The following is a 20,933-nucleotide window of genomic DNA, read 5'->3' as shown; positions in this document are numbered from 1 at the left end:
GCCGGGTCGATCCGCGCAGGCATCAGGCACGGCATGCAGCGAGCGTTGCGCTATCTTTGCCGGCTGGCGAAAGACATGGGCGACGTCGTTCGTGGAAACCTGTAAATGCGACTTCGCCCTCGAATCGCTGTCATCTGGCTGGCGCCGATTGCTGCCGCATTGATCTGTCTCGCGCTTCTCGCGCCCTGGCTCGAACAATCGCAGTCGCAGGTCGTCGTCAGCTTCGCCACGGCCGAGGGACTCGAGGCCGGCAAAACCCGTGTGCGCTATAAGGACGTCGAGATAGGCAGGTTGACGGAACTACGGCTCTCGCATGACCGATCGCGCGTCCTCGCCGTTCTGGAACTCGACACGTCCGCCGAACGGTTTGCCGTGTGCGGCACGCGCTTCTGGGTGGTCCGACCGCGCGTCGGCGCCGCTGGTGTCTCCGGGCTGACGACGTTCATCTCCGGTCCGTATATCGCGGTGGATGTGGGACGCACGCGCACGACCTGCCGGCAGTTTGCCGGCCTCGAAACACCGCCGTCCGCGACCGGCGACCAGAACGGAGGGCGATTCGTTCTGCACGCCTCTTCCCTCGAATCGCTCAATGTGGGCTCGCCGATCTATTTCCGACGCGTGCAAGTGGGGCAGGTCCTCAACTATGCGTTAGCTCGCGGTGGCGCCACCGTCGACGTCGAGGTATTCGTGAAAGCGCCCTATGACCGCTATGTCACATCAGGCACCCGATGGTGGCACGCAAGCGGCATTGACCTGCGCTTCGATTCGAGCGGCCTGACGCTGGACACCCAGTCCGTTGCTACGTTGCTCTCCGGAGGCCTCGTATTCGATGTGGCCGAATCACGCACGCCCGAACATCGCGCCGCCGATGGCACCGCGTTCGCTCTGGCCGCAAACAGAACCGAGGCGATGCGTCGAGCCGATGACGGCCCCGCCGCGTCGGTACGCATGCGGTTCAACGGGAACGTGCGCGGACTGTCAGTCGGCGCGCCGGTCGATTTCGACGGCGTCGAACTGGGCGAGGTGACCGCCATCGATCTGGACTTCATGCCGGCGCAAAGCCGCTTCGACATGGTGGTGACGCTCAATCTCTATCCCTATCGCCTCGGACGACGCTACAGGGAGGCGCTCGGCCAAGGCTCCGGCGCGGCGGCCAGGGCGCTGCTGCATCAACTGGTCGCCCAGGGTCTGCGCGGACAGTTGCGCATGGGGAGCGCCCTGACCGGACAGCGCTATGTGGCGCTGGACTTCTTCCCGCACGCGCCCGCTGTCAGCATCGATACACGTGGCATGCGGGTCGAACTGCCGACCGTGCCCAATACCGTCGAGGAGCTTCAGGACCAACTCGCCGACATTGTGAAGAAGCTCGACCACGTGCCCTTCGACGAGATTGGCTTCAACCTGAATCAGGCGCTCGTGAACGCCAATTCCCTATTCCAGAGAATCGACATGGAACTGGTGCCGCAGACGCACACGACGCTGGCCACTGCCGAGCGCGCGTTCAATGCGGCAAACGCCACGCTGCAGCAGGACTCGCCGATGCACACCGATATTCGTCAGGCGTTGACCGAGTTGCGCCGCACACTTGCCGCGCTGAAGGCGCTGTCGGATTACCTGGAACAGCATCCTGAATCTATCGTGTGGGGTAAATCGGCGGACCACTAACGGGGCTTCGAGGCCCGCCCAGGAATCCGCTTACAAGAGTTTGCGTGGAATCAACCGGATCCAATCACCAGCGCAACAACCGCGGCCCGAGCACCGCGCCAACGACCGCCGGCAACAACATTCCGAGCACGTACCACGCACCCCAGAACGGAATGCCCATCTCCGGGCAATGCAGGCAGTACGCCAGCGTCGCCGTCGAACCAGCCAGCAAACCGCCCGCCGCGCCCGTCAAAGCCAACCGGGTCGGCGCCAGCCCTTTGAGCGCCCAGAACACCGCGATAAAGCCGGGAATCGACAGCATCGCGATATTGAACGGACACACGCGCCAGGTTTTGCCCAGCACGAGCGCGAGCCTGGCTTCGCCCGGTGCGGCCATCAATACATAGGCGCCGGCCAGCCAGACCGCCGCGACGGGCGCGGCGATCAGCCAACTGCTGCCGCCCGTGCGTACGCCGGGACGGGCAAGCCGCGTCGACATCCACAGCGAGCCGATCATCACACATAAGGGCAAGGCGATCTTCGCCCAGAAAATCGGCGTGAGCGCCACTTCAGCGAGGTCGCGCCGGATGCCGAGCACCACCGCCATGATCAGCGTGGCGCCGGCCGCGCCGATCAGCACCGCGGCGCCGAAGCGTTTCGTGAGCGCGCGGCGGTCCACCGGCGTGACGCCAGTGGCAAGCAGGGAAATGAAGTCATCCGTTTTCATCGTGTTCCTCGAATCTTTGCAGCCAATGCCTTGAGTCCACGATGTACGCCAATCTTGACCGCGGACTCCGACAAGCCGGTCAATTTCGCGGTCTCCGTCACGGACAGCCCTTCGAGCTTCACATGCACGATCGGCAGCCGCTGGCGATCCGGTAACTGTTCGAGCAGTTTCCCAAGGTCGCGCTTTGCCTGCGCCGGTTCGAGATCGGGCGCGGCGAGCAGCTCGAACGCGTCGTCGAGCGGATCATTCAGCGCGTCATGCCGGGCGCGCGCCCGAAAGTAATCCGTCAGCTTGTAGCGCGCGATCGCGTGAATCCATGCCGTCAGCGGTTCCTCGACGCGATAGGTATGCCGGGCGTTATGCACCGCAAGCAATACTTCCTGCACGAGATCCTCGGCGTCGGACGCGCCATCGTAAAGCCGCCTGCGCAGGAAGCCGCGCAAGTGCGCGCCCAGCTCCGCAAGGAATTGCCGGTATGCGGCGCTGTCGCCGTCAAGCCCACGCAGGAACAGGGTTCGCAGATGCGCCTCTTTCGCCTGCGCGGCGGTGATATCGGTAGTTCGATTCATCTGGGGCGTCGGTTACAGGAAACAGGAGTTTATTCCATCGTCCCGCGCAATGGAGGTCGCAAGCACGTTGTCCCCCCCCTCCTTCACCCGTTCAGCAAAAAATTTTGCGCCTGCTGTAACCGCGTCGGGACACACGGCGAACTACCTCACAGATGCGGGATGACGACGCATCGGTAGTTGCCGGAAAGCAGATTCACTTCATACACATGGGCCCCGTACGCCGCCTAGGCGATACCGGCCTCATCAACAACACTCAAGGAGTTGTCATGAAAAGCATTGCAATTGCAGCATTTGCCGCAGCGTTGCTCGTCAGCGGTGGTTCGGCGTTCGCCCAGGCGAGCGGCGCCATGGCCGGTGATTCGATGTCGAAGGACGCCATGAGCAAAGACTCGATGGCCAAGAGCACCATGTCCAAAGATTCGATGAGCAAGGACGCGATGGCCAAAGACTCGATGAGCAAGGACGGCAGCAAGATGAAACCCGACGCGATGAAGAAAGGCGACGCGATGAGCAAGTAAGTCCCCCAAGGTGCATTCGCGACATCTCTGCGGCGAATGCACCTTCGAATTCTCATGGCGCTCATTCAACATGAACACGATCCCCAAATCCGGCGCATCGCACGACGCATTGCGCACGATCCAACCCGCGTGGGTGCGTATCGCGCACTGGCTCAACGCGTTGGCCGCGGTGCTGATGATGCTGTCGGGCTGGCGAATCTACGACGCGTCGCCGGTATTCGAAGGTTTCAGGATTCCGACCGGCATCACGCTCGGCGGCTGGCTCGGCGGTGCGTTGCAATGGCACTTCGCGGCGATGTGGCTGCTGTTCTTCAACGCCCTCTTCTATCTGGCGATGAACCTCGCCACCGGCCGGCTCAGAGCGAAATTTTTCCCGCTGTCGCCGCGCGCGATCCTGCACGATCTGCGCGAAGCGCTGAGAGGTCATTTGTCGCACGCGGACCCGAGCCGCTATAACGCGGTGCAGAAGTTCGCATACCTGTTCGTGATGCTCGACATCGCTCTTCTGATCGTATCGGGCCTCGCGATCTGGAAATCGGTGCAGTTTCCGCTACTGCGAGACTTGATGGGCGGATACGACCGTGCGCGTGTCGTTCACTTCTGCGCGATGGCGCTGCTGGCCGGCTTTATCGTCGTCCACCTGACGATGGTCGCGCTGGTGCCGCGCTCGCTGCTCACGATGATTCGTGGCCGCTAACCGAGGAGTAAGACAGTGAAGCTATTCAAACCTTCCTCGCCGGGCGTGGACCGCGAGTCGCTCAGTATCGACGTGCGTCGTGAGCTCGATATGCCGTCACGGCGGCTCTTCGGCAAGCGCATCATTACGCTCGGCGGGCTCGCGATGCTGACCGGATGCAGCCTGTCGGACGACAAATCGGTCGAGACGTTCCTCGCGCGCGTGTCGAAGCTCAACGACAGCGTGCAGGGCTGGCTGTTCGATCCGAACCGTCTCGCGCCGACCTACACCGAGGCGGACATCACCCGTCCGTTTCCGTTTAACGCGTTCTATGGCATCGGCGAGGTTCCGCACGTGAACGGCAGCGACTTCCGGCTGAAGGTCAGCGGCCTCGTGCAGGAAAGAAAAGCATGGAGCCTCGACGATCTTTACGCATTGCCTAAAGCCGAACAGATCACCCGGCATATCTGCGTCGAAGGATGGAGCGCGATCGGCCGGTGGGGCGGCACACCGTTTTCGGAGTTCCTCAAACGCGTCGGCGCCGATACGTCGGCGAAATACGTCGGCTTCAAATGCGCGGACGACTACTACGAAAGCATCGATATGCCGACGGCGCTCCATCCGCAGACACTATTGACCTTTACGTACGACGGTCAGCAATTGCCTGCAAAGTACGGCTATCCGATGAAGCTCAGGATGCCCACCAAACTCGGTTACAAGAACCCCAAGCACATCATGGAGATTTTCGTGACCAACACGTTTCCGGGCGGCTATTGGGTCGATCAGGGCTATAACTGGTTCGGCGGTTCCTGACCGGCAGCCTGGGTTCGCCAACGGGCTAACGCGAGAGGCGGGAGCCCGGAAAGAAGCGGTTTTCCGGGCGCGGCAAGCCCAGATTTTCGCGCAGCGTGGCGCCTTCGTATTCGCGCCGGAACAGCCCCCGCTTCTGCAACTCGGGGATGACCTTGTCGACGAAGTCGTCGAGCCCACCCGGCAGATACGGAAACATCACATTGAATCCGTCGGAGCCCTCTTCCACCAGCCACTGCTCCATCTGATCGGCGATCATGGCGGGCGTGCCGACCATCTCCAGCCCTGCATATCCGCCAATGCGCTGCGCCAGTTGACGAATCGTCAACCCGTCGCGCTCCGCCCATTCGAGCACCCGTTGGCGCGCAGTCCGGCTCGCATTTGTTTCGGGAATGTCGGGCAGCGGCCCGTCAGGATCGTAGCCGGACACGTCCTGTCCCAATGCAATCGACAATGAAGCAATGCCGCTCTCGTAATGAACGAACGTGTCGAGTCGCGCTCGCGTTTCGAGCGCCTCGTCCAGCGTATCGCCCACCACGACAAAGGCGGCGGGAAGGATCTTCATATGATCGCGTGGCCGCCCCAGTTTCTCCATGCGGCCTTTGACATCGGCATAAAAGCGCTTTCCGTCCACCAGTTGCGTTTGCGCGGTGAAGACCACTTCGGCCGTTTCGGCCGCGATCTGCCGCCCTGCTTCCGACGATCCCGCCTGCACGATAACGGGCCAACCCTGCACAGGGCGCGCGATATTCAACGGCCCGCGCACGGAGAAATGCTCGCTTTTGTAGTTCAGCACATGCAGCTTTTGCGGATCGAAGAATGTGCCGGTTGCCGTATCGCGGATAAACGCGTCGTCGGCCCAACTGTCCCAGAGTCCGGTGACCACATCGAAGAACTCACGCGCGCGGCGGTAGCGCTCGTCATGTTCGACATGCTCGTCGAGACCGAAGTTGAGCGCGGCGTCGGGGTTCGACGTGGTCACGAGATTCCATCCCGCGCGGCCGCCGCTGATGTGGTCGAGCGAGGCGAAACGCCTTGCCACATGATAAGGCGCGTCGAATGTCGTGGATGCGGTCGCAATGAGCCCCAGCCGATCGGTGACCGCCGCGAGCGCGGGAAGTAAGGTGAGCGGCTCGAACGACGTGACCGTGTGGCTGTGCTTGAGCGCATCGAGCGGCATGTTGAGCACCGCGAGGTGGTCGGCCATGAAGAATGCGTCGAAGCGGCCGCGCTCGAGTGTCTGCGCGAAACGCTTCAGATGCGCGAAATTGAAGTTGGCGTCGGGATAAGCGCCGGGGTAGCGCCATGCCCCAGTGTGAATGGTCGTGGGGCGCATGAATGCGCCGAGGCGAAGCTGACGTGACATAAAACGATCTCCGTCCCGAACAAGGTCGAGCCAGTTTAATCCGGCTTCGGCGCGGCTGCTTGCAAGCCGCCGGCGCCGTTGCGCCAGCCGCTATCCGACGCGATGCGCCGGGCGTCGCAAGCCAAGATTCTCGCGCAGTGTGCGGCCTTCGTAGTCCTCGCGGAACAGGCCGCGTCGCCGCAGTTCGGGCAGCACCAGTTCGACGAAATCGGTTAAACCGGTGGGCAGCAATGGCGGCATCACGTTGAAGCCGTCGGCGCCGTAGTTCAGGAAGCGCTCTTCGAGTTGATCGACGATCTGCGCCGGGGTGCCGACGAGTTGCCAATGGCCACGCGCGCCCGCCACGCGTAAATAGAGTTGACGTATCGTCAGATTCTCGCGGCGAGCGAGTTCGATGGTCAGCGCTTGCCGGCTCTTGCTGGCATTCGTCTCGGGCAACTCCGGGATCGGACCGTCGAGCGGATACTCGGACAGATCGAAGCCGCCGGTGAGTCCGGACACGAGCGCGAGCCCCACCTTCGGGTCGACGAGCGACTGCAACTGCTCGAACTTCTGCTTCGCTTCGTCTTCGGTGCGGCCGACAATCGGGAACACGCCGGGCATGATCTTCAGGTCGTCGGGATGACGGCCATAGGTCTGCATGCGGCCCTTCACATCGGCGTAAAAATCGACGGCGTCCTGCAACGTCTGCTGCGCCGTGAAAATCACCTCGGCGGTTCTTGCGGCCAGATCGCGGCCGGCTTCGGACGACCCTGCCTGCACGACGACCGGATGCCCTTGAGGCGAACGGGCGACATTGAGCGGCCCCTTGACCTGGAAGAAGCGTCCCTTGTGATCCAGCACATGCCGCTTGGCCGGGTCGAAGAAGCGGCCTTCGGCCTTGTTGCGAACAAAGGCGTCATCCTCCCAGCTATCCCACAGCCCCGCGGTGACTTCGGCGAACTCGGCGGCACGCGCGTAACGCTCGGCATGATCGAAATGCTTGTCGCGATTGAAGTTCTTCGCCTCGTGCTCACTCGACGAAGTCACCAGATTCCAGCCCGCACGCCCTCCGCTAATGTGATCGAGCGACGCGAACTTGCGGGCAATGTGATACGGCTCGTTGAAACTCGTCGAGGCCGTGCCGACCAGGCCGATGCGTTCGGTCACGGCCGCCAGCGCCGAGAGCAAGGTGATCGGTTCGAACTGCGCCACGTAGCTATGCGCCGTGCGGCTAAGAAAGTCGACGTTGTCACCGCGTGTTCCCACGCCGTCGGCGAGAAAGACCAGATCGAATTTGGCGGCCTCCGCAGCCTTGGCGAGCTGGACGTAATGACGGAAATCAACGCCGGCGTCGGCTCGCGACTCGGGGTGCCGCCACGCCGCAATGTGATGTCCGGAGGGGTAAAGGAAGGCGCCGAGGCGCAGGTGCCCGCTACGTCTGCTCATGGAAGTCCGCGAATCGAGAATGGATGGGACGCGCCGCGCCTGCCCGGCTGAAAGCGCGCGGCACAGTGTGGGTTCGCCGAAGGACACCGCGGCATTTGGCAAACGGTGACAGGCGATGGTGTGCGACCCGACTGATTCTCGTTGTGTTCGCCGCATTGCGCCACGAACAAATCGGCAGATCGATATTCGCCGGCGAACTAACGGAAGGCGCCGCCTGTCACCCCTCGCCGCTCGCGATCACGGCATTCATCGCCAGTGAGAGCACACCGACAAGGATGAGACTCACCGCCCAGACGATGTCCAGATTGAACCAGCTGCGTGATACGAACTTGAGCCCCAGGTAGCGGTAAACCAGCCACGCCAGCAGCCCGCCGACCACCATCATCGCGCCGGCATGCACACCCGCGACCAGCAGCGCCATGCCCAGGTTGGCCTCGATCAGTGTCTGCGCCGCCCGGTGGCCTTGATCGTCGTAGGCGTGGCAAAGTCCGAGGTAGATCGGCACGAGCATCAGCCCGGCGCCGTGCGCCATGGCAATCGCAAAAGACCAGAGCGCAAGGCGCGACGGGGGAATCCGCACTAGGACGCGCGGATGGCGTCGCCAGACCAGCAGAAATGCGCCAAAGCCGATAACGAGCACACTGGCGCCGATCTGGATCTGGCGCTGCCAGGCAAGCAGCGTCGTCAGCATGGCGAACGGCAGCATCACCAGCAACACCGCCAGCATGTGCCCCGCCGCGAGATACAGGAGCGCGCGGAACAGCGCCTTCGCGCGTTTTTCCATCAGGCCGCCCGACACCGCGAGCGGCCAACCCATCGCGGGATTGATGCCGTGATAGAAACCGCTCGCGAGTATCGCCAGCCAAAGGCCGGTCTGCGACCAGCCTGCGCCGATCAAACGCCCACCGACGGGTAACAGAACGAATCGGTCGAGCAGTCCCCTCCTTCGAGCCGGATCTGATGCGCCCGGTAGCCATCGGGAAAGTCCACCCAATAGTCGTCGGCCAAAGTAAGGCCGCCCGTGGGCGCCGCCCGCGCCATGACCTGCGCCCCGGGCACGCCGTCCGGGTAGAACTGGTTGTCCCAGGTCGAATAGAGCGAGTTGGTCCAGTAGACACGCTTGCCGTCGCGGCTGATCTCGACCATTTGCGGTCCACCCGCGAAGGTCTTGCCGTTTGGATGAGGCGTGCGCCGCACAATCCCGCCAATGTGAACCGAACCCGTAAGCTTCGGCTTGCGCGGTTCCGTCACGTCGTACTGGCGCAGCTCGCCCGTTCCCCAGCAGGCCACGTAGAGGAACTTGTCGTCGATGGAAAGATCGATATCGGTGACGAGCGGCGGCACCGCGCCGAACCCCTGCAGCAAGGGCGGCAGCAGTTCCGTGGCTGCGGGCTCGGGTGGAATGGTCGCGGTCTTCTCGATGTGAAACTCGCCACCCTCCCGCCACCATGTCCAGATCGACCCTTCCAGATTCGTCGTATCGACCACGACGCCGATAAAACCGTATTCCCGGCTCGGATCGTGCGCGGGACGCACTTCGAGCGCCATCTGATGATTTGCGCCGAGGTCGATGGTCTGCACGTTGCGCCTGCCGCTCAGATCCCAGAAGTGGATGCGGTGCCCGTACTTGTTCGACAGCAGGTCTTCGGGGACGATGCCGTTCTCGAATTGCGGCGGCAACGCCCATTCGCTCGATACCATATAGTCGCGCGGCAGGTTCCACCAGAAATCGTAGTGTTTCTCCTGCAACCCGCGGTCGATCTCCCAGCGGCCGAGCACCTCGAACGTTTCGCAGTCCATGATGAAAATGCCCGGCGGCCCGTCGGTGCCATCTTTGCCTGCGCCGCCGAGGGTGCTGATGTAGATGCCCTCAGGGCCGCAATGGACGGTATGCGGACGCGAATAGCCCGTCTTGCGGAAGATTTCTTCCGGCTCGATGATCTTATGAATGCGCGCCTGGGTTGGATGCGGATGCGTGTCGACAATGTAGATGCGCGAAGAGCGCATACCCGGAATGATCAGGTAGCGCCGTTCGAGGAACGCGTGTCCGGTTAGCGGCGACAGTGCCGACGAACAGGCATTCCAGCCGAAGTGATGGAATTCGTCGCCCTTATACGGCACCGGCACCGTGTGCACCACCTGGCTATAGGTCGGCGAACCGGGTTTCACGTCGATGACGGCAAGCGCGTCGGGCTGCGAAAAATCGGGGCTGAGCAGGACGGTGTAGGCGTATTCCTCAACCGGCGCATCCATCGCGAGTTGTGGTGATGCATGGAATGTGGGATCCGGACGCATACCCATGGCGGAAGTCTCCTTGTCTGTCTGGTTCGGGACCGAGGCGCCCGGCGTCCGCCTGCTTTGGCGAGTCCGCGCGACTCGTTACGAAACATCGTTATCAATGAGATGCGCGGCCCGATGGCAGGCCGTGGCATAGCTTTAGATTTGTAGTCCACGGCGGCAGCGAGAGCAACCGGAAGTTTCGCCCATTTTTGTGCATTGCGCCGTTGCCGTACCGAAGGGTCCTTCCGCCCTATTCTGGTCGCCAAAGCCAAATAGTTCTACAGGATCATCGTACGGGCGTGAGTGTGGCCCTCGGTATACCGTTAGTGCTGCACGCCCCAGCGCCGAACGGTCACGCGTTCGAGCGTGTCGAACACCAGGTGTTCGATCAGCAAGCCGATCACGATCACCGCGGCGAGTCCCGCGAAAACGCGGTCCGTGTACAGCTCGTTGCGATTCTGGAAGATGTACCAGCCAAGGCCGCCACTGCCGGAACTCGCGCCGAACACGAGTTCGGCCGCGATCAGCGTCCGCCACGCAAAGGCCCAACCCACCCGCAAGCCCGCCAGAATCGCCGGCAATGCCGCCGGCACCAGAATCAGCAGCACATGGCGCATGCCGGTGAGCCCGTAGTTGCGCCCCGTCATGCGCAGCGTCGCCGGCACGGATTGAAAACCGGAATAGGTGTTCAGCGCCAGCGGCCAAAGTACCGAATGAACCAGCACGAACAGCAGGCTGCCGGTGCCGAGGCCAAACCACAGCAACGCGAGCGGCAACAGCGCAATGGAAGGCAACGGGTTGAACATCGCCGTCAGCATCGACAGGAGATCGCGGCCCAAACGCGTGGATACGGCAAGCGAGGTCAGCACGAAAGCGAGCGCGGCGCCCAGCAGATAGCCGCGCAGCAGCACCGACATCGACACGGCCGTTTTTTGCAGCAGTTCGCCCGACCACACGCCCTGCACGAATGCGCTGAAAGTCGCGCCGAAAGTAGGCAAGAGCAAATCGTTGTCGATCGCGCGCGCGGCGATTTCCCAGATGCCGATCAACACCAGCGCGATCAGCGTCTTGCGCAGCCAGCTTTGCGCGAAGATGCGCTTACCGAGCGGCAGCCGCGCTTCGAGAACGAGTTCGCCGAGCGGTTCGAGCGGACGCTCGTATTCCTCGCGAACCGGCGGCAGCAAGGTGGCGGGAGAACTCATTGCACGGCCTCCGTCTCTTCAAACAGCAGGTGATGAATACGCGCCACGCTGCGCTGGAAATCGCTGCGCCCAAAACTGTCCTGAGAATACTGATGACTGTTGAGCTCCGCGCGTACACGCCCCGGATGCGGCGACAGCAACAGAATGCGGTTGCCGACTACGAGCGCCTCTTCGATGGAATGCGTGACGAACAGCAGCGTAAAGTTCACCTCCTCCCACAGCCGCAATAGCTCTTCCTGCATCTTGCGGCGCGTGAGCGCGTCGAGCGCGGCGAAAGGCTCGTCCATCAGCAGCACGCGCGGCTGCATGGCCAGCGCGCGGGCAATGGCGACGCGCTGTTTCATGCCGCCCGACAAGGTATGCGGATACGCGTTGGCAAAGGAAGCCAGCCCGACCTTCTCCAGATAATGCAGCGCGCGCTCGTGGGCCTCTGCCCGCGAGAGCTTCTTCGCAACACGCAGCGGAAAGGCGACGTTCTGCACAACCGTCTTCCATGGCGGCAGTTGATCGAACTCCTGAAACACCACGATCCGATCGGCGCCGGGGCCTCGCACGATCTGGCCATCGAGCGAGATACTGCCGGAGGTCGGTTCGATAAAGCCGGCGACGGCTTTGAGCAGGGTCGACTTACCGCAGCCCGACGGCCCCAGCAGCACGAAGCGGTCGCCGCCGTAGACGTCGAAACTCACGTCGTGGGTCGCGCGAACGATCCGCTCGCGTGTACGGTATTCGAGGTTGACGCGCTCGACCGCGAGCAGTTTTTCGCTGGTCGCCGCAGCGACCTGCTCACCATGGTTCGGAAACAGCAAGGTAGGATTGGCCACCATCAGTTCGCTCCCTGAAAGCCGACCACGCGGGCCGATAGAAATCGGGCGAAGCTCGGGTAGGTGTTCACGGTCAGCTTCCCGCCGCGGTTGCCGGGTCGTCGAAGAAGTAATCCTTCCACGACTGCGGGTTGTTCTTGATCACGCCCACGCGATGCATGAATTGCGCGAGTCCGAGCGTGTTTTGCGGTGCGACCTTGTATTGCACCTGCGGATCCTTGATAACCTTCAGCAATAGCGCGCGGTCGATCTTCGACTGATTCGTGCGGATATAGATATCGGCTGCGGCATCCGGATTAGCCGTCACGAAGCGTGCCGCGTCCGCCAGTGCGTCGACGAATGCGCGATAGGTCTTGGGGTTGTTGTCGCGGAATTTTTCCGTTGCGTAGAGCACGGTCGCCGAACTCGGTCCGCCCAGCACGTCGTATGAATTCAGCACGATGTGCGCCTTCGGATTACCGGCGAGTTCCTGCTCCTGAAACGGCGGATTACCGAAGTGACCGGTGATTTCCGTACCGCCGGCGATGATCGCGGCGGCCGCGTCGGGATGCGGCAGCGCCTGCGTGAACTTGTCGAGCCGGTTGTAATCCTTGTCGCCCCAGCGTTTGGCCGCCGCATATTGCAACACGCGCGATTGCACCGACACATTCACGGCCGGCACCGCGATGCGATCCTTTTCGGTGAAGTCGGCGATCGTCTTGACGTTGGGATTGTTGCTGACGAGGTAGTACGGAAGATTGCCGAGCGAGGCCACGCCTTTCACGTTCTGCTTGCCGTGCGTGCGGTCCCAGATGGTCAGCAACGGACCCACACCGGCGCCGGCGATATCCACCGCGCCGGAGAGCAGTGCGTCGTTGACCGCTGCGCCGCCGGAGAGCTTCACCCAGTCGACCTTGATATCGATCCCCTGCTTACGCCCTTCTTTCTCGACGAACTGCTGGTCACGCGCCACGTTCAGCAGCAGGTAGACGATGCCGAACTGCTCAGCCACGCGAATCTGCCCTTCGGCATGCGCGGGCGCGCTCGCGCCGAGACCGGCCACGCCCGTCGACAAGGTCAGCAGCGCCGCGGTCAGACGGCGAGCAAAAGACGACCGCGCGGCGGTCGGGCGAAACATGGCGAGCATCGGAACTCCGGTGAGCGTGTGAGAGTGGTGAAAACGGGCCACGTTGCCGTCAGAACGGCACGTCACCTTCAATTGTCGTGCGGTACAGTTTGCGGCGCAGATGATCCGGCGTGCCGGCCGCGAGGTGCATCAACGAGCGGTTGTCCCAGAACACCATGTCGTGTTCGGCCCACTGATGCCGGTAAAGATGCTCGGGGCGCACGCTATGCGCGAACAGTTCGTCGAGCAACGACTTGCTCTCGTCTTCCGGCAAGCCAATCAAGCGGGTCGTGAAATGCTCGCTGACAAAAAGCGCCTTGCGTCCGGTTTCCGGATGCGTGCGCACGACCGGATGCACCACCGGCTTCACCTGGGCGATCTGCTCGGCGGAGAGGTTCGGCCGCCACGGGCTGCGCTTTTGCAGCTCGGCGTATTTCGCGAGATACGTGTGTTCCGCCGAACGCCCTTCCACGGCGGCGCGCAAATGCGCCGGCAACGTGTCCCACGCCAGATGCATGTTGGCGAACAACGTGTCGCCGCCTTCCGAAGGCAGCTCCTGCGCGTGCAGCAGTGAACCCAGGCTCGGCTTCTCCTTGTAGGACAGGTCGGAATGCCAGTAATGGCCGGCGTCGCCCAGACCGATCGGCTGGCCGTTTTCGACAATGTTGGAAACGACCAGCACCTCCGGATGACCCGGCAACTGGAACTGGTGCAGCACGTGGATCTGCAACGGACCGAACCGGCGGCTGAAAGCGATCTGCTGATCCGGCGTAATGCGTTGATCGCGGAACACCAGCACGTGATGATCCAGATGCGCGCGGTGAATGCGGTCGAAATCGTCCTGACCCAGCGGCTTGCCGAGATCGAGGCCGAGCACTTCCGCGCCGACGGGGCCGTCGAACGCGCGGATCTCGATGTGCTGAGTCGGATGAATATGGCCAGCAACGCTGGCGGCGGTAGGTGCAAAGGCGGTCGTCACAGGACACTCGTCGTCGAATCGGGTCGGAAGACGCCAGCGGGGGCGCAGTCAGACGAATTTACCGGCGCACGCGCGCGCCGGCAACGAAGCAAATCCGATACGGATATCTGCTGGAGTGATAAAGCCGTTGCTTTAACGCGCTCCGGCCGTGAAGCGAGCACCGGCGCCTCATGCGGCCGCCCGTCTCCGCGCACGTGCGCGGGCGTTCGGCACGGCCGGCGCGCACGTTTCACGCGGCTTCAGTCCTGCCCGTGCGCGGTATAACGAGGCTTGAGCACCCGTTGCAGTTGACGGTTTCTGTCCTCGTCCGCCTTGATCCTCTCCCACGTGAGATCGGGAACCCGGTAGTCGGACGCGAGTGCGCCGACGGGCTGCCAGCGCCATTTGCGCGTCGCCCGGTCGATGGCCGCGCGCCAGACGGGTGTGCTGTCGAGCTTGCGCACCTCGAGCTGATTGGGCCCACTGGCGAGCGCATAGTAGCCGTCCCTGAAGAGCCACGCGACATTGCCCCGCGCGAGCCATTTCGCCGCCTTGCCAACCTGTTTCGGCGTCCATTTGTCGACATTGTCGAGAAAGTTATTCCGGGCGTCGATGCCTGGCAATTGCGTGACGAATCGCGTCGCACCGGGAGGCAAGGCCGAGTCGGGATTTCTCGCGAATTCGTACAGGCGGAACCGGTCGCCCGCGGTGCTTTTCCAGAAGGTGTGCAAGCTGGTGGGCGGCGGCACGACCACTTTCCCGTCAAAGCCCGTCAAACTCCATTCGGAGCGGCTACCCAACGATCCTTGCGAGACATATGGATAGTACGAGTACTTGCCGACGCTGAGAAACTTGCGATCTTCCGCGTGAATGAGATGCTTGCCATCGTATTCAAAAACGCCGTTGCGGTTAGTTCGAGCCGACGGCACAGCGCCCGCGTAGAGGTAGCCGTCGCTGCCGACACGAAGCACCCGCTTGTTGTCGTTCGCGAGATGAAAGCGTCCGTCTTCGCCCATGACGAACTCGCTTGTGTTCCCCGGCACGTCGACTCTGCCTGAATAATCGAAACAGACTTCGCCGTTGGCGCCGACATAGAGCTTGGTCTGCCATCTGGCGTCTCCGTGGCCCCACATCGTCATCGGGCCGCGATAATCGAGCCCCCTGGCTTGCCGGTCTACGAGGTGCGCCACTTGCGACCTCGCATGATCGTAAAACTCGGCTTGCGTGCGATTCGGATCCTGTTCGGGTTGCGGCACCGCGGGCTTGCCGGTGTATGAGATGCGTGCCCGGAACGGGCTATGACGCCTGTCGTTCCACGCGGGATTGGTGAGCGGAAAGCGCGCCAGTTGCGGTTGGGCGCCGGCCGTTTGCGTCTGGTCATAGACATCCCAGCGGTAATCGGGATTGGCGACGAACGGCTGCAGTCTGCCGTCCTGCACGTGCTGCCAACCTACGATCTGCGTGTAGTCGATCCGTCCCATCGCCGCCTGTTCGTGAGTTTGCGGGTCGCGGGAGCCGGCGCCGAGACTTTCGTTGACATCCACCATATTCGGCGTCGGCGCTACACGGTAGATGTAGCCGTTGTTCGACTGCGCCGCCAGGCGCTCCAACGCCGTGCCGCCACGCTCGAAGGTGCCGAGATAACCGGCCGAGTCGACGGCGGACGGATTCGAACTCACGTCGAAATTGTGCATGTCGAGACTCACGTCTTTTAGCGGCGCGCTCTCGATGCTGAAACCGCCTTGCGCCTTCAACGCTTCGGGCGTTACCGTCGAAGGCCGGAACAGCACATTCTGTGTTGAGTTGTCCGAGGTATCGGTAGACCGCTTCCTGAACTCGGCCCGAGGCACGCCGAGCCGCTCCATGTCAGGCTCGGGTGGTAAAGCGATGGGCGGCACGGCGACGTGGTGTGCCTCCGCGATATCGCCCAACGTGATGTCGTTGATGGGCGACTCTCCCGCTACGGCGAATTCGGCCTGGCTGACGCCTTGCACCGGTTGGCTCCGGTTCAGGTTGGCGAACCACGCCGTCGTCGCGTAGTCGTGGCGGCCTTGCGCGTACTCCTGCTCGTACCGGCTCCTGATGGCGGCCGACATAGCGTCGAAATTTCGATAGCTGTATACGCCGACGGCCGGATCGTAGATCTGGTAGGCGTCGTTCCGATAGTCCGCGGACGGTTTGACCCTCTGCACGACGACCGGCGCCTCCCCGGGCGGCACGCCTCCCTGTGCGCCGGCGACGCGGGCGCTGCGGTCGGCCGGAGCGTTCAGACGGATCTCGACGAAGTCGTTGTCATAGCCCCGCAAGCTGTTGTCGCGAACATAGGGGCTGCCGAAGTTTCGTTTGAGATCGTCGACCAACTCGGCGGCACGTCGAATCGTGCTTCGGCCATCGTGCCTGATGTGATCCGGCACATTCGCGACCGTCGAATACTGGTTGGCATCCTGCAGGCTGTGAATCTCTTCGATCGTCGCGTGTCGCGACAGTGGGTTGCCAAGCCGATCCCTGAGATCGGCCGTCGCGCTCGCCAGATCGGCAACACGGCCATGGGAAATATTCATGAGCGCGTCGACAGCCATGCCGGCCCCGGAATAGGCCATCGCGCGCGGTGTTTCCGCGGCGACCGAAAGCATGTCCTGCGACAGCCCGTTCGCGCCGGCCGCAGTGCGCGCATACAGGCCCTCGCGAGACTGCGCAGGCGGAGGTTCGGAAAGCACCGGCGGCGGTGGCGGCGTACCGGCCGGGCGCCCGCGCGGCTGGGGTGCGGTAAAGATCTGGATACTGTTGGGCGAGAGATGAAAATCCGCTTCGTTGTACGCGGTTTCCAGATATCCCCCGAGAGCGTGCTCCATATCGCCCCGGTTCCGGTAAACGAACGCGCCGTTGTTCGGATCGAACAGGACATAACGGTCGTCGGCTTGCCTCGCAATCAGCATCGCATGGCCACCCCGGAGCGCATTGTCACTGGTGGATAGCCGGTCGAGCCGCACATGCGCCATGTCGCCCGCGTGCATCTCGTCACGGATGCGTGTCATGAGGTTGGCGATGCGCTCCGTGCGATCTTCCGTGTCGCCGAGCCGATCGACACCGCCTTCCGCGTACCGGCTCACGCCGAGCGAGCGGGTGTCGTATTGAAACCGATCGATCCGGTCGAACATCTCCTCGCGGGTCACTGAGTTGCGACCCGCGTCGGCCAGGATCCGCTTCACGGCGGAGGGCACGTCCGGGGTTTTCCCGTCCGCGTTCCGGTCGACGCGGCGTATTGCCTCCATGACGAGGCCATCGCAGGCACCATGCCCCGTGTTGCCTCGCTTTCGATCGAGATCGGCCTGGTCGAACTTCTGGTAGGACGCGGCCGTCCCTTTCAACGCTTCGCCGCCGCGGCACTCGCGAAACTCCGACGCGGCGGCGCACTTGCCGAGTGCCCCGCCGCGTCGAACGCGGGAGAGCGTCGAGTTGGATGTCGAGGTGGGTGCCGCGTTCGTGCCATCGTTTCCAGATGGACTAGGCACTCGCGCAGGCGAAACAGCCTGCGATGGTGTTCCCGTATCGTTACGTTGCGAAGGCTGGCTCGGCTGATCGCGCGATTCCACGGGATAGGACGATACGTTAGTGCGACTGATTTCCATACGGCTCTCCCACGAGAAGGGACACGGTTGACGTGGCGCCGAAATCAGGACCAGCTCTTCGCTTGACCAGCGGATGATGGCTCTCGGCGGCACAGGGTCAGTGTGGGTGAGCATGCTTCGTGTCGGGCGCTGAATAACTGCTACACCAACGCTCGGCATAGCCGTGCCGGGTCATCGCACGCGCAGTGGTGCGCAGTGGCCGATCGGGCGATCGGCCCCGCAGCAGGCGTTAAACAGAGTTAAGCGGAGGCGCTGATTTCCCGCAGGCGCCCGCAGGCCGGGACTACAACCGCCCCGGACGCGGATCGGCCACGAAACCGTCGCGATTGGGCATCACCACGCGCGGCAGGGACGCCGCGTCGAGGCGCGTATTCGCCGGCACGATGCCGTTCTGGTTGAGCAGGAAGGCGCTCACCGCATACACCTCGTTAGCGGAAAGCGATTCGGGCGCGTTGTACGGCATCGCGCGGCGGATGTAGTCGAAGAGCGTTGTCGCATAAGGCCAGTAGCTACCCACGGTGCGCCTGGGCTTCGCGCTCGCGAGCGTGCCCTGGCCGCCCACCAGCGCGTCGCCGAGACCGCCCTGGCCCTGCGCGCCATGACACGCCGCACACTTCGCGGCGAACACGTGCGCGCCCGTCGCGACATCGCCGCTGCCCGCGGGCAAGCCGCGTCCATCCGGCGCGACGTCGATGTTCCAGGCGGCGAGATCCTGCTCGGCGAGCGGCGTGCCGATCTCGTGAGCCGCGCCGGTGTGCAGTGCGACCCGCGCGACCGGCGCGCTCGATGCGCAGGACGCCAGCATCGCCAGAGACAGCAGCGTGGCCAGCGCCGTGCGCGCCGGCGTAAGTCTGCGATGGCCGTCATGCATTGCGCACCTCGCCGCTTTCGTCCACGCGCCATTGTTGGATCGCGTTGTAGTGGTATTGCGAATTCAGGCCGCGCGCCGCGACGAGTTCAGCGCGCGTCGGTTGCAAGTAGCCGGTCGAATCGGTGGCGCGCGAGAGAATGGCGGCCGCGCCGCCGTCCCAACGCCAGTCCGCCTCAAAGCGAGTCAGCGCGCGATCGTGGATCGCACCAATGAGGCGCGCGGCACGCCACGTTGCGCCGCCGTCCGTCGATACCTCGACCTTGCGGATCGTGCCGCGTCCCGACCAGGCAAGACCGCTGATCGGGTAATAGCCGTGCGTGGTGAGGCGATGTCCCGGCGACGGCCGCGTAATCACCGACTTCGCGTCCATCTCGAAGGCGAACTGGCGCGCGGTGCCGTTCGCGAGCAGGCTCGTATATTTCGAGGTTTCCTCGCGGGTTTGCAGCGGCGCGTCGACCACCTTCAGGCGGCGCAGCCACTTCACGTTGGTATTGCCCTCGAAGCCGGGCACGATCAGCCGCAGCGGATAACCATTCTCCGGGCGCAAGCGTTCGCCGTTTTGGGCATAGACCACGAGCGCCCGGTCGAGGATACGATCGAGCGGCAAACTGCGCGTCATCGCGGCGGCATCGGCGCCCTCCGCGAGCAACCAGCCACCCCCGGCTGCCCGACCGGACACGGATAAACCGCCCACCTCTTCCAGCAAAGTAGACAGGCGCACACCGGTCCATTCACAGCACGAGAGCAGACCATGCGTGAGTTGCACCGGCATGCCGCTCGGACCGTTCCATTCGTTGCCGGTATTGCCGGAGCATTCGAGAAAATGAATGCGCGATTCGGACGGCAGGCGCAGCAGGTCGTCCATCGTGAAGAGTTTCGGCGTGCGCACCAGCCCGTGTATCGCCAGCCGGTGCTGATCGGGATCGATGTCCGGTACGCCGCCATGATGGCGTTCATAGACCAGGCCGTTGGGCGTGAGCGTGCCGTGCAGATCGGCGAGCGGCGTCATCGACGAAGCCGCACCCGGCAGCGGCCACGCACGCGCGCTACGCCGCACGACATCTGCTTCGTGCAACGACGGCACACCATAAGGATGGTCGAGGATAGGCGCACCGGGCACGCGGCTCGACGGCGCGACCTCGAGCGGCTTGAGCAGTTCGCTCGCGGCCGCGGCTTGGGACACGGCGAGACCGCCGGCCGCCAGACGGCCAAGCAATCGACGGCGGCCGCGCGACGGCGGCGTGTCCGGCACAGGGAGACGTAATGGCATCATGCCCCGCCGCTAAGCCAGCACATTCGAGAACACCCGGTCCGCGAGGCGATTCGAATCGGTGCCGCTGTTGAGCACGCCGACCGCTTTCAGGTCGTCGGCATAAAGCGAGATTTCTTTCCTGAACGCATCGCCGACCGGATGATGACGATCGGTGTGGCTCTTGAGCATCGCGCTCAGTTGCCCCACGTTCGCGGATGGCGTGTAGACCGAGAAGATCGCGGCGGCATCGTCCGGATGATTCGCGGTCCACTCGGTGGCTTCCAGCAGTGCCTGGGTCAACGCCTGCGCGGTCGCGCGATCCTTGCGCACCAGCGAACCGCGCACGCCGAGCACGCAGCACGAACGCGTCTGGTATTCGCCGCACAGATTGTTCGACACTTCATAAAGGTGATCGGACTCGCGGATCGACCAGATGGTCGGGTCGCCATCCGCGATAGCCTGCACTTCGCCCTTTTTCAACGCCTCGCCCAGCAGATTCGCCGGATACTGGCGCCAGTTCACGTCACGCTCCGGATCCACGCCGATTTTCTTCAACACGATGGCGAAGAAATTCTTGGTCGGACTCGCCATATCGCTGACGCCGATCGTGCGGCCCTTCAGTCCGCCCAAATCGACAATGCCCGACGCCCGCGTGGCCAGCAAACGCATGCAGCCGCCGTGAATCCCGGCGGTCAGTTTTACGTCGAAGCCCTGCTCCAGCGGCTTGATCCAGCGCAACGCCATGCCGACGCCCGCGTCGGACTTGCCGGTCGCGATCGCCTCCAGCAACTGATCGGTCGAGCCGGAAAAATTCACCAGCTCGACCTGCAAGCCGTGACGCTCGAAAAAGCCCTGCTTCACCGCCACGGCGACGGGCGCGGTGCAGATCGCGCCCGCATTCCACGAAAGCTTGAGCGGCTTGAGCGGAGCCTGCGGCGTTTGCGCGAAGGTCAGCGAGCCAGGCATCAGCACCGCACCGCCTAACGCCGCGGCGCCCGCGCTCCACGCCGTCTTGCGCAGCCATGCGCGGCGAGCCGGGTTTGGCGGAGCTTCATCGAAGGGATTCATGGTGGG

18 protein-coding genes are annotated in these 20,933 nt (G+C 63.3%); 4 read left to right on the top strand and 14 right to left on the bottom strand.

Annotated features, from left to right (window positions below; all coding sequences use genetic code 11):
• Positions 1-105 precede the first annotated feature (105 nt).
• Entirely contained in the window at positions 106-1,665 is a 1,560-nt protein-coding gene (locus AC57B1_RS09010) for a PqiB family protein (protein WP_496417294.1), read from the top strand.
• A gap of 64 nt (positions 1,666-1,729) precedes the next feature.
• On the opposite strand, the gene AC57B1_RS09005 is transcribed toward AC57B1_RS09010, so the two are convergent.
• Entirely contained in the window at positions 1,730-2,371 is a 642-nt protein-coding gene (locus AC57B1_RS09005; RefSeq protein ID WP_408351180.1) for a DUF1109 domain-containing protein, read from the bottom strand.
• Positions 2,368-2,940, bottom strand: a complete 573-nt coding sequence (locus tag AC57B1_RS09000; RefSeq protein WP_408351177.1) for a sigma-70 family RNA polymerase sigma factor — start codon at positions 2,938-2,940, stop codon at positions 2,368-2,370. Before AC57B1_RS09000 ends, AC57B1_RS09005 begins: the two co-directional genes overlap by 4 nt.
• 266 nt (positions 2,941-3,206) lie before the next feature.
• Here AC57B1_RS09000 and AC57B1_RS08995 point away from each other — a divergent pair, with 266 nt between their 5' ends.
• The 3 genes from AC57B1_RS08995 (at position 3,207) to AC57B1_RS08985 (ending at position 4,947) form a co-directional block, all read left to right on the top strand.
• On the top strand, positions 3,207-3,458 hold the full coding sequence (locus tag AC57B1_RS08995) for a pentapeptide MXKDX repeat protein (RefSeq protein WP_091794034.1): 252 nt from the start codon (positions 3,207-3,209) through the stop codon (positions 3,456-3,458).
• Positions 3,459-3,528: 70 nt separating this feature from the next.
• The gene (locus AC57B1_RS08990; RefSeq protein WP_496417293.1) at positions 3,529-4,155 is read left to right on the top strand and encodes a cytochrome b/b6 domain-containing protein; all 627 of its coding nucleotides are present in this window, start codon (positions 3,529-3,531) and stop codon (positions 4,153-4,155) included.
• 15 nt (positions 4,156-4,170) lie between these two features.
• Positions 4,171-4,947: a molybdopterin-dependent oxidoreductase gene (locus AC57B1_RS08985; RefSeq protein WP_408297953.1), complete on the top strand. Its 777-nt coding sequence runs from the start codon at positions 4,171-4,173 to the stop codon at positions 4,945-4,947.
• Between the two features lie 25 nt (positions 4,948-4,972).
• On the opposite strand, the gene AC57B1_RS08980 is transcribed toward AC57B1_RS08985, so the two are convergent.
• The 12 genes from AC57B1_RS08980 to AC57B1_RS08925 all read right to left on the bottom strand — a co-directional run bounded on the left by AC57B1_RS08980 (position 4,973) and on the right by AC57B1_RS08925 (position 20,927).
• Complete coding sequence (locus AC57B1_RS08980; protein ID WP_496417292.1) at positions 4,973-6,310, bottom strand: LLM class flavin-dependent oxidoreductase; 1,338 nt, start codon at positions 6,308-6,310, stop codon at positions 4,973-4,975.
• Between the two features lie 90 nt (positions 6,311-6,400).
• Positions 6,401-7,738, bottom strand: coding sequence for an LLM class flavin-dependent oxidoreductase (locus tag AC57B1_RS08975; protein WP_496417291.1), 1,338 nt, complete (start codon positions 7,736-7,738; stop codon positions 6,401-6,403).
• A gap of 217 nt (positions 7,739-7,955) precedes the next feature.
• A complete protein-coding gene (locus AC57B1_RS08970; RefSeq protein ID WP_496417290.1) occupies positions 7,956-8,636 on the bottom strand; it encodes a hypothetical protein in 681 nt (226 codons plus the stop codon).
• Entirely contained in the window at positions 8,633-10,039 is a 1,407-nt protein-coding gene (locus AC57B1_RS08965; protein ID WP_091794024.1) for a selenium-binding protein SBP56-related protein, read from the bottom strand. Before AC57B1_RS08965 ends, AC57B1_RS08970 begins: the two co-directional genes overlap by 4 nt.
• Positions 10,040-10,341: 302 nt before the next feature.
• Positions 10,342-11,220 (bottom strand): ABC transporter permease, encoded by an 879-nt coding sequence (locus tag AC57B1_RS08960; RefSeq protein ID WP_408185573.1) that lies wholly within the window; start codon positions 11,218-11,220, stop codon positions 10,342-10,344.
• Complete coding sequence (locus AC57B1_RS08955; RefSeq protein ID WP_408351159.1) at positions 11,217-12,047, bottom strand: ABC transporter ATP-binding protein; 831 nt, start codon at positions 12,045-12,047, stop codon at positions 11,217-11,219. Before AC57B1_RS08955 ends, AC57B1_RS08960 begins: the two co-directional genes overlap by 4 nt.
• Before the next feature lie 70 nt (positions 12,048-12,117).
• On the bottom strand, positions 12,118-13,170 hold the full coding sequence (locus AC57B1_RS08950; protein ID WP_408351156.1) for an ABC transporter substrate-binding protein: 1,053 nt from the start codon (positions 13,168-13,170) through the stop codon (positions 12,118-12,120).
• Between the two features lie 49 nt (positions 13,171-13,219).
• Entirely contained in the window at positions 13,220-14,128 is a 909-nt protein-coding gene (locus AC57B1_RS08945) for a TauD/TfdA dioxygenase family protein (protein ID WP_496417289.1), read from the bottom strand.
• A 239-nt stretch (positions 14,129-14,367) separates the two neighbouring features.
• Positions 14,368-17,736 carry an enterotoxin A family protein gene (locus AC57B1_RS08940; RefSeq protein ID WP_496417288.1) on the bottom strand — a complete coding sequence of 1,123 codons (3,369 nt, stop codon included), beginning with the start codon at positions 17,734-17,736 and terminating at the stop codon, positions 14,368-14,370.
• A gap of 283 nt (positions 17,737-18,019) precedes the next feature.
• Positions 18,020-18,607: a c-type cytochrome gene (locus AC57B1_RS08935; protein WP_496417287.1), complete on the bottom strand. Its 588-nt coding sequence runs from the start codon at positions 18,605-18,607 to the stop codon at positions 18,020-18,022.
• A complete protein-coding gene (gene soxC / locus AC57B1_RS08930; RefSeq protein WP_496417379.1) occupies positions 18,600-19,877 on the bottom strand; it encodes a sulfite dehydrogenase in 1,278 nt (425 codons plus the stop codon). The genes AC57B1_RS08935 and soxC overlap by 8 nt, the downstream gene beginning before the upstream one ends.
• Positions 19,878-19,889: 12 nt before the next feature.
• A complete protein-coding gene (locus AC57B1_RS08925; RefSeq protein WP_408351144.1) occupies positions 19,890-20,927 on the bottom strand; it encodes an ABC transporter substrate-binding protein in 1,038 nt (345 codons plus the stop codon).
• Between the last annotated feature and the right edge of the window lie 6 nt (positions 20,928-20,933).

The organism is Paraburkholderia sp. BGA-UO-ETr-F21 (assembly GCF_059567925.1).
This window is presented reverse-complemented; position numbering and strand designations above follow the sequence as displayed.

Excerpts from the sequence above, each read along its gene's own strand:
- AC57B1_RS09010 (WP_496417294.1), top strand. The coding sequence starts at position 106 with ATGCGACTTCGCCCTCGAATCGCTGTCATCTGGCTGGCGCCGATTGCT.
- AC57B1_RS09005 (WP_408351180.1), bottom strand. The coding sequence starts at position 2,371 with ATGAAAACGGATGACTTCATTTCCCTGCTTGCCACTGGCGTCACGCCG.
- AC57B1_RS09000 (WP_408351177.1), bottom strand. The coding sequence starts at position 2,940 with ATGAATCGAACTACCGATATCACCGCCGCGCAGGCGAAAGAGGCGCAT.
- AC57B1_RS08995 (WP_091794034.1), top strand. The coding sequence starts at position 3,207 with ATGAAAAGCATTGCAATTGCAGCATTTGCCGCAGCGTTGCTCGTCAGC.
- AC57B1_RS08990 (WP_496417293.1), top strand. The coding sequence starts at position 3,529 with ATGAACACGATCCCCAAATCCGGCGCATCGCACGACGCATTGCGCACG.
- AC57B1_RS08980 (WP_496417292.1), bottom strand. The coding sequence starts at position 6,310 with ATGTCACGTCAGCTTCGCCTCGGCGCATTCATGCGCCCCACGACCATT.
- AC57B1_RS08975 (WP_496417291.1), bottom strand. The coding sequence starts at position 7,738 with ATGAGCAGACGTAGCGGGCACCTGCGCCTCGGCGCCTTCCTTTACCCC.
- AC57B1_RS08965 (WP_091794024.1), bottom strand. The coding sequence starts at position 10,039 with ATGGGTATGCGTCCGGATCCCACATTCCATGCATCACCACAACTCGCG.
- AC57B1_RS08960 (WP_408185573.1), bottom strand. The coding sequence starts at position 11,220 with ATGAGTTCTCCCGCCACCTTGCTGCCGCCGGTTCGCGAGGAATACGAG.
- AC57B1_RS08955 (WP_408351159.1), bottom strand. The coding sequence starts at position 12,047 with ATGGTGGCCAATCCTACCTTGCTGTTTCCGAACCATGGTGAGCAGGTC.
- AC57B1_RS08950 (WP_408351156.1), bottom strand. The coding sequence starts at position 13,170 with ATGCTCGCCATGTTTCGCCCGACCGCCGCGCGGTCGTCTTTTGCTCGC.
- AC57B1_RS08940 (WP_496417288.1), bottom strand. The coding sequence starts at position 17,736 with ATGGAAATCAGTCGCACTAACGTATCGTCCTATCCCGTGGAATCGCGC.
- AC57B1_RS08935 (WP_496417287.1), bottom strand. The coding sequence starts at position 18,607 with ATGCATGACGGCCATCGCAGACTTACGCCGGCGCGCACGGCGCTGGCC.
- soxC (WP_496417379.1), bottom strand. The coding sequence starts at position 19,877 with ATGCCATTACGTCTCCCTGTGCCGGACACGCCGCCGTCGCGCGGCCGC.
- AC57B1_RS08925 (WP_408351144.1), bottom strand. The coding sequence starts at position 20,927 with ATGAATCCCTTCGATGAAGCTCCGCCAAACCCGGCTCGCCGCGCATGG.